Origin of the sequence: Methanococcus maripaludis C5 (genome assembly GCF_000016125.1) — an archaeon.
GTDB lineage: Archaea > AGJL01 > Methanococci > Methanococcales > Methanococcaceae > Methanococcus > Methanococcus maripaludis_D.
Map to the genome: position 1 here is coordinate 1 of NC_009136.1, position 8,285 is coordinate 8,285.

At 27.2% G+C, this 8,285-nt stretch carries 9 protein-coding genes; 6 read left to right on the top strand and 3 right to left on the bottom strand.

Annotated features, from left to right (window positions below):
• Nucleotides 1-476: 476 nt before the first annotated feature.
• The 3 genes from MMARC5_RS09425 to MMARC5_RS10015 form a co-directional block, all read right to left on the bottom strand.
• Complete coding sequence (locus MMARC5_RS09425) at nt 477-782, bottom strand: hypothetical protein (protein ID WP_010890227.1); 306 nt, start codon at nt 780-782, stop codon at nt 477-479.
• An 11-nt stretch (nt 783-793) separates the two neighbouring features.
• Nucleotides 794-3,406, bottom strand: a complete 2,613-nt coding sequence (locus MMARC5_RS09430) for a hypothetical protein (protein ID WP_010890221.1) — start codon at nt 3,404-3,406, stop codon at nt 794-796.
• Nucleotides 3,407-3,520: 114 nt separating this feature from the next.
• A complete protein-coding gene (locus MMARC5_RS10015) occupies nt 3,521-3,904 on the bottom strand; it encodes a DUF2540 domain-containing protein (protein ID WP_010890224.1) in 384 nt (127 codons plus the stop codon).
• Nucleotides 3,905-3,926: 22 nt separating this feature from the next.
• On the opposite strand from MMARC5_RS10015, the gene MMARC5_RS09785 reads away from it, so the two are divergent.
• From MMARC5_RS09785 to MMARC5_RS09465, 6 genes are all read left to right on the top strand, one after another.
• Nucleotides 3,927-4,481, top strand: a complete 555-nt coding sequence (locus MMARC5_RS09785) for a hypothetical protein (protein ID WP_010890237.1) — start codon at nt 3,927-3,929, stop codon at nt 4,479-4,481.
• 10 nt (nt 4,482-4,491) lie between these two features.
• Nucleotides 4,492-4,740 (top strand): DUF2540 domain-containing protein, encoded by a 249-nt coding sequence (locus tag MMARC5_RS09445; RefSeq protein WP_010890232.1) that lies wholly within the window; start codon nt 4,492-4,494, stop codon nt 4,738-4,740.
• A gap of 9 nt (nt 4,741-4,749) precedes the next feature.
• Entirely contained in the window at nt 4,750-5,025 is a 276-nt protein-coding gene (locus tag MMARC5_RS09450) for a DUF2540 domain-containing protein (RefSeq protein ID WP_011869576.1), read from the top strand.
• Complete coding sequence (locus MMARC5_RS09455; protein ID WP_010890222.1) at nt 5,018-5,932, top strand: tyrosine-type recombinase/integrase; 915 nt, start codon at nt 5,018-5,020, stop codon at nt 5,930-5,932. The genes MMARC5_RS09450 and MMARC5_RS09455 overlap by 8 nt, the downstream gene beginning before the upstream one ends.
• Before the next feature lie 360 nt (nt 5,933-6,292).
• Entirely contained in the window at nt 6,293-6,607 is a 315-nt protein-coding gene (locus MMARC5_RS09460) for a hypothetical protein (protein WP_010890226.1), read from the top strand.
• Between the two features lie 609 nt (nt 6,608-7,216).
• On the top strand, nt 7,217-7,975 hold the full coding sequence (locus MMARC5_RS09465; protein ID WP_010890223.1) for a winged helix-turn-helix domain-containing protein: 759 nt from the start codon (nt 7,217-7,219) through the stop codon (nt 7,973-7,975).
• Nucleotides 7,976-8,285: the final 310 nt, after the last annotated feature.

An 8,285-nucleotide genomic window follows, 5' to 3' on the forward strand; every position in this document is an offset into this window, starting at 1 on the left:
CAGAAATATTACTGGAAAAATACCTGAAAAATATTTGAAAAAAAAACATACACCCAGCGGGGAAAAATCGAACATTTTGAAAAAGTCTATTTATAGGGTTTAAACAGGGCCAAGACCTGCGGGATATACCCCAAAAATGTTCGATAAAAAAATCGAACATTTTTCGAACATTTTTTATAATGTTCGATGTGTGCGAGTATGTTCGATAAAAAAATCGAACATTTTGAAAGACAATTTGAAGAGATATAAAAAAAATAATCTATTATAATATAGATATATAATATGTTCGATATGTTCGATATTTTTTTATATATTATATTATATTTAACCTTGTATTGATTATTGAATAATATTTATTATTACTTTTTTTGATTTCTTGTAAAAAATCGAACATATTTTACATATTGTAAAAAATAAAAAAGATTTAAAAAAAGTGTCCGAAAAAGTTAAACAAACATTATTATTAAAATGTTAGTTTAATATGTATCTTGATATGCTCTTCTTTCTTTCATGCTTAAACTTGTATAACTGTATGCTTTTTTCATTTCCTTTATTTTGTCCTTTCCTTTCTTTGTTATCTGGTAATATCCTTCCTTCTTTCCTGCATACTTCAAAAATCCAAGGTTTTTTAAGTTAATTAATGCCCTTTTACTGGTATCATAACTACACCACGTTAATATATTCGCTATTGGGGCGTTAATTACTATCGGGTGGTTTTCTAAAGTGGGTAAGAATAATAACAACATTATAGCTTCAGATTCGTTTATATATTCCAGTTCCATTTTACCACCTTTTAAATTATTCTGAATTTACCTGTTTTTGGTTCGTCTATTTCCCCATTCCATTTTAAATTAGTTAATATTTTTCTTGTTTCGTCTGGTTCGTGGTCTTTTAAATGTTCCATTAATAAATCAAAGCTTATTAATCCTTTATCGTTTATATCATACAGTATTTTTAAAGTATCTAATATTTGGTCGCGTTTCGTGTATTTTGGGGCGGGTTTTTCTATGCTTTCGACAATATCGCTTAATTGGTCGAGATTTGTTATTATATACATATCGTTTTCAAATGTCGCTATTTTCAAAGTTTGGAGTATTTTTAAAGTATCTTTTACTTTCGTTTCTTCGTGGTTATTCAATAGTTCTTCTGTGTCTATATTCCCCGCGTTTTGAATCGCAATTGTTTTAATGTCGCTTAATACTTCGGGGTGTTCTTTTAAAATATTGTGGTCCAATATAATATCAATTTTCAAACCGTCTTTTACTGCGTTAGCTTCCGCACCTATTCTTGTTTTTCCTATTTCCGCGTTATATCCTTTCTTCTGTATTTTTTCTAAGAATGTTTTTAGCTTCATTTTATTAGGGTAATTTATACCCTTTTCTTTGAGTTTAGGGAGTAAGTTATTTAATCCAGATTGATTTAAAAAGATTCTCTTAGTATTTCCAGTATGAAACACCGTATATTTGTTTAAATTAAATAATTGTACTGAATATTTATTTAATGTTTCAGGCATTATTGCCTTATCGGGGCTTTTATCGGGCATTGTTGCTATTTTCATAAAGTCGTTATAAATTATTTCTTCTATTATCTCCATTATGGTTTCATCGTTTATTATGTCTGTTTCAAACTCTTTTTCATTGTCTTTTAACCTTGAAATGATGTTCTCTACTCTTTCATAACTCAAAACATTAATATTATTTGAATCATAGAATTCTTTTAATAGCATTAATGAAAATCTAATAAATTTAAATTGTGCTTCCCTTTCCAATGTGTTTTCATATTTTGTTTTAACTTCTGAAGGTGTTAAACTCATTACGTAATCAATAAATATTTTTTTAAGTTCTAATGTATTATTTTTTAAATATTCCAAACTATTTTCTATTATTTCCCGTGGTATATTGTCTGTTTTCTCATTAATCCGCAGGGTAATGCACCGCCTTAAAAATGCTTTGATATCGTCTTCATTTTCAAAGTTAATAGAATATGGGTGATTACAGGTTATTATATGCCCTATTTTAAACAGAATCGTTTCATTTTCCCGCCCGTAGGATTGTTTAAACTCGGGGGCTGTTGCACCGTCTTTTATCATGTCGCTTATTGTTCTTCTGAATCTTGAAGGTTCATCAAACAGGTTATACCCGCAACCGTACCCCGCACACGTTCTAAATAATTGTGGCTCTGTGGGTTCTTTCGTTTTAACTTCTGTAAAATTAAAATAACGTGCGAGTGTCGTTTTTCCGTGTTTTGCTTCACCATATAATATTAATTGGGGTGTAACTTCATATTTCAAGATATTTACTAATAAGGTTCCCATAAAGTAAGCTTCAGTTAAAATATTATGGTCTTTATCAAATTTTGACAATTCCATTAATATTTTTTCTTTATTTTCTACTTTTAACTCTTTTAAAGTCTTTTGAATGTCTGCGGGTGTTGGTAAAGACCTTGATTTAAATATGTTTGGTGCGGGTTCTACATTTGGAAATATTATTTTATTTTCATGTTCTGTTAATACTAATAAACTTGATTTAATCTCTATTTTCTCAACAGCGTTTTTAATAATGTCCTTAACAATATCTATTATCTCAAAATCCTTTTTAATGTATTTTTTAACCGCATCAGTGGATATATATTCTAAAATATCCTTCACTTTATCCAACTGTATATCTTTAGATATAATTTTATTGCCTATTACGGCGGTTACTTCTTTAAGGGAGTAATATTTTTTGTTTAAATATATATCGTGGATTTTAGAGATATTTTTAAATGTGAACAATATCATCTCGTTCTTTGTAGACATCAAATATTCTTCCTGTGTGGTTTGTGAGATATAATCAATGATATTATGTGTTTCACACAATTCTAAGATAAATTTATTTCCTGTTTTCCGTAATATCATTTTTAACGCTTTTATTTCCCTTATCTTGTGGGTATTGCTCGACCTATCTATATAATCTAATTTTTCATCTAAATTTTTGTATCTGGTTCTTAGTTCTTCGGTTTTTACATTATATCTTGATTCTTTATGAAGTGTTTTATTAAATACTTCATAATCCCCTTTTATTCCATTTATTAAAATTATTTTTTCGTTTATTTCCTTTTTAATGTCCTCAGATTTTTTCTTTATCTCGGCATCATTAGAATTTATGTCAAATTCTGGAAAACCTTTTTTATAACCTTCAAAAATACCTTTTTGAATTGCAGTTGTTAAAATTGAAAATATATTCTCGTAATAATCAATGAATTCTTTTAAATCCTGCTTGTAAACTTTGCAATATTCCGCGGGGTCAAAAATAATAGTTTTTTCGTAACATTGGGATGATATAAATTCTGGGATATCCTTTTCACCTTTTAAAAATAACTCATTTTTCGGTGTGGTGGATATACTGGTATCATGTTGTTTAACCACGGTTTAGCCTCTTGTATTGTTGCATATATCATTGTTAGACCTGCGACAGTCTAAAAAATCAATTAATTTTCTTTTAATAATGGTATAAAAATATTGTGGGTTTAAACTCATTTTTTATAACCCAAACAAGTTTTTTAAACTACTCTCTTCTTCTTCAGGGAGATTATGAATTATTTCTATTTTTGCTGTGTAAATTATGTAATTTAGAAGTGTATTTGTTGTTTTACCATATTTTTTAATAATTTCCTCCTCTTCTTTCGTTAAAGTGATTGTTTTATTATATTTCGTGGGGTATTTCGAAAGCTCCCCTAATATTTGCGGGTCTAATTTTTTTATATCTTTAATTTTACTTAAGTAAAATCTTAAAGACCTAACATTGAGATTTTTATAAATTCTGAAATTATGTTGTATCTTATCACCTTTTTTGAAATTTCGAAATAGTATATATATAACTTCGAAAAATATATTTTTTGCAAACAATATATATAGATTTTGCAAAAAAAAATAAAGTGAAGGTGGAATGGTGTATAAAATATGTCCTAAGTGTTATTCGATTGTAAGAGTTTTCGACCGTGATTTTATCAACGGGGTTATAAGACCGGTTAAAGTTCCAGAGTGCTGCGGGTTTTTCCTTACTCCATATATTTATAAATCCGCGGAATGTTCAAACATCCAGAAATTAAAAACAACTGCGGGAGCACTCGCAAAAATGATGAAACTAAATGAAGAACAGAAAGCACAGTTTTTTAAAAACATTATTGAATTTAAAAGAATGTACAACGCACAGAAAGACTACAAAATATTAGAATTAGCCTTAAACTCATTAGATATTAAAACCCTGTATTCATTACCCGAATTAATAGAATCCCCTTTCAAATCAAGAAAGGTACTTCCAAAAGAAACCAAACCCGCGCAAAAGGAACAAAAACCCGAAGTAAAAAAACCCATAAAGAAAGAAGAGCCTAAATTAATTAAAAAAGACTCTCCAGAATACATAAAATACAGATTAGGCATGATAAACGGGAATTCTTTAAATGATAGTGAAAAAATCAACTGGAACAAAATAAAAGTTTAAGAGGGAGATTATGAAGCAACATTTTACACTTATAAAACCAATGGATGCAAAAGCTGTGAGATACTATTTTCATAAATTGGAGAATTTAAACGATGAAATAGATTTAGACATTTTGATTAAAGCTATAACTACAAACAAACCATTTAAAAGACCTTTAACCCTTACAGAAGAAGAAGAGGGAATTATTAATAGATATGGGAGGGCTACAAACACATTAACTAATTATATGATATTAAAAGAATCAAAAACCCACGTATAGGTGTTTAATATGGAAAATAATATATCTAATATAAGGAAAACCTTTTTATTATGTCGTGAGGTCTCCGCTAAAGATATTAGATACTATTTGTATAAATTGGAGAATTTAGGCGAGATAAACCCCGAAGTATTAGCAAAAGCGGAAAACTGCGAAAAACCAAAAAAATTATTATTGACATTGGGTAAGCATGATAGAAGAATTGTTGAAAAATACGGAAAAATGACAAATACACTTTTAAATTACCAATTAATAACAGAATATCCCGAAGGGGTAGAATATGAATGAAATAATTGATAATTACAGAAAAGAAAGGGAATTAAGGGGGATAAGCCCGAAAACATTGCAGAGCGAAATATTTAATTTAAAATATTTCTTATCTTTTTGTAAAGATAATAATTTATCGCTTTTTTCATTGAATACCTGTGATTTTGAGTTATTTTTTAATAATCTAAAATATAATCGTAATTGTAGTAAATCTACCCAAAAAAATTATTTTATAATGCTAAAACATTTATTTAGATACTTGAAAATAGATAATTTCAAAGATTATGAAGTAAAAGCAATAAACAACAAGATATATTCTATTAAAAAAGTAGAACACTATGATATATTAGATTTAGAGACTTATAAAAACATATTAAGGGAAATATTAAAAAGGGAAAGTAGAACAGGCATTAGGGACGCATTAATTATAAAAATATTGTGGGAAACAGGCTGTACACGTTCTGAAGTTGTAAAATTACAAAATAAAGATTTTGCATTAGAAACAGGTATTTTAAGAATAAAAAATAGAAAAGGATATCTAAATAATAAAGATAGAAACGTGATTGTATCAGAAAACACAGTTAAATTAATTAATAAATACGTGTTTGAAAACGTGAAGAAAGGCCCCAATGATTATATTTTTCAGAATGAAAAGAATATGAATGGAAATCCAGTTAAACCCGATTTTATAACCCATGTATTTAAAACCGCTGTGGATACGTTGAAAGATAATAAAATAATCCCTAAAGATAAAAATATAGTGCTTCAGTCCTTAAGATATGGGAGAGCGCAGGAATTATATGATAAAGGAGTAGCCATTGAGAATATAAAAACATTATTGGGTAGTAAATACATAGAAACTATTTTAAAAAGAGATATTGAAGAAAATAAAAATAAAGTGCTTGAAGATATTCAAAAACTACTTTAAAAGTGTAAATTGCACTTAAAAGAAAAGATATTATCTTTTCTTTCGTTGTCCTTTGTTCAAATTGCCTTAATTTTGCTGTGCTTTATCAAGCTTCACGCTGGTTCATCTTCGTAAATCCCCAGTGTTAATTTAACAGACTTTAAAACCACCTTCAAAGATTAAGAAGGCATTTAATTATATTAACCAATTTTATATATATATTTAATTGAAAAATATAAAATATATTTAAAATCTTTCTATTTTCAAAAATACTATTTATAAAAACGTTATTAGATAAATAGATAAATATCTATTTCTAAAATAGTAATTAGATATAAAATACTTCATATTTTGGGGGAATTATAAAAATGGTGCGTATTTATGGAAAATGGAAACGATTTTGAGATAATAGAAGATTGTTTGAAGTTATGTTTTAAGATAGAAGCTTCAAATCAATTTATGAAGCAGAAAAACGCCGTTAAAATATTAATGAATATAGAAAACAGATTCCAGACCATGAAAGATAATGAAAAAATCGTTTTTAAAGAATTGGAATGCAATTTAAAAGCAGTTTATAAAATAGAGTCCTTTGAAACCATAGACGCACAAAAAGGATTTAAAAAAGTCTGTGAACATCTGGAAGAAATTAAAAAGAATTTATATTGTTTATTAAATAAATACAAAAATTCAAAATGATATATATAAAGTATCAAAATATCATAAAGATATATATAAATACCCTCAATTACATTTATATAATCCCAAAATAAGTTATAAATTGATTTATTTTTTTACCTTGAATTGTTGCAGAATACTGGAACCTGCGACTTACTCCAGTATTCATTCAAGTTTACCCCGAATAAGAAAGGGTGTTGAGATTTCAAGAACATAATACACGATATCGTGTAGTTCGCCCCAGGAATAAAATACACGATATCGTGTAGACTCCTTCAGTATTTTTAAAAAAAATTTCAAAACTATTTATTTTGTTAAAAGAGTTTAATTATAATTTTCATAGCTAAAAACAATTAAAACACATTGAAAAAAATAATTAAACCCTTTTAAAGAAATCAAAACATTAAAAATCATTTTCATTTTATAGTTTAATTTACCAACCAGTACCTGAACCCTGCATTTTTGAAGGTTTGAAGTATAGGCAAAAATAAAGAAGAAATATGCCCCCCGCGAGAAATAAAAGAACCAATAAATAAACCCTTTTTCTAAACAGTTGAGTAAATAGAAATAAAAAAGAAATATAAATGGGAAAAATTAAAAAATACATATGAAATATAGTTTAAAATATGTTTGGATTATTTTTATAAAGAGAATAATAAAAATAAAAAAGGAGTGGGGAGTATATTAAGTAAGATTAAAAAAACAATTGAAAATAAAGAAGGAAAAGAGAAAAAAACAATAATAGAAGGGGATAAAACCGCAGAACTAACCAGAATAAATAATAAGCTAGATAATATTGATAAAATAGTGAATGAACATTTAAATGACTTTGAATTATTAGGAAAGGCAATTGATGAATACTTATTAAGTATAAAAAAAGAATTAAAGGACAATATAAACGCAGATTCTAAAAAGAAGATAGAACAGATTAATAAAATACAAAATACATTAAAAGAACTGGAAAATAGATTTAATGATTTTGAAAAAGCAGTACAAGAAGTAAAAACGATAAGGGAACGGGATAAAAAGAACTGGAAAATATTAAATGAATGGCTTCATAATGTAGAAGATAGATTGAAGACGTTAGAACAGGAAAAGAAGAACAATAAAAGAAGATATAATGAAATAAATAATAAGTTCGCAGGTATTGAAAAATACATTAATACAGAAAGGTATAAAAAAACAATTAAGAAAGAAACAAACCGCGAGAACGTATTATATTTATTAAAGAACGGATTAAACCAACCTACGGAAATAAAGAAAGAGTTTAAAGGAGGAACAAAAGCATTATATGAAACATTAAAAAGGCTTGAAAAATCGGGAGAGATTACACGCAGGAAAGAAGGAAAGAAGGTTTATTATGAGATAAAGAAAGGATATAATTTATAAGGACTGAATAAAACCATATTTTTTTATACATATTTATGAAAAAGAAGGCATTTAACGACCTTTCAGAAGAAAACAGAGAATGAAAACAGATTTTAATTTGTATCTGGTACCCATTATTTAGTTTTTTTTTATCACCACAACGTATAAACCCCCTTTCAGAAGAAAACAGAGAATGAAAACAGATTTTAATTTATATATCGTATCTATAATTTAGTTTTTTTTTATTGCAGTTTTAGAAGTGCGTTTGTCCTGGAGCGAAATACACGATATCGTGTAGTCTCCTTCAGATGAAAATAATATTTTTAATTTT

Coding starts and splice junctions, on each gene's coding strand:
- MMARC5_RS09425 (WP_010890227.1), bottom strand. CDS start 782: ATGGAACTGGAATATATAAACGAATCTGAAGCTATAATGTTGTTATTA.
- MMARC5_RS09785 (WP_010890237.1), top strand. CDS start 3,927: ATGGTGTATAAAATATGTCCTAAGTGTTATTCGATTGTAAGAGTTTTC.
- MMARC5_RS09445 (WP_010890232.1), top strand. CDS start 4,492: ATGAAGCAACATTTTACACTTATAAAACCAATGGATGCAAAAGCTGTG.
- MMARC5_RS09450 (WP_011869576.1), top strand. CDS start 4,750: ATGGAAAATAATATATCTAATATAAGGAAAACCTTTTTATTATGTCGT.
- MMARC5_RS09455 (WP_010890222.1), top strand. CDS start 5,018: ATGAATGAAATAATTGATAATTACAGAAAAGAAAGGGAATTAAGGGGG.
- MMARC5_RS09460 (WP_010890226.1), top strand. CDS start 6,293: ATGGAAAATGGAAACGATTTTGAGATAATAGAAGATTGTTTGAAGTTA.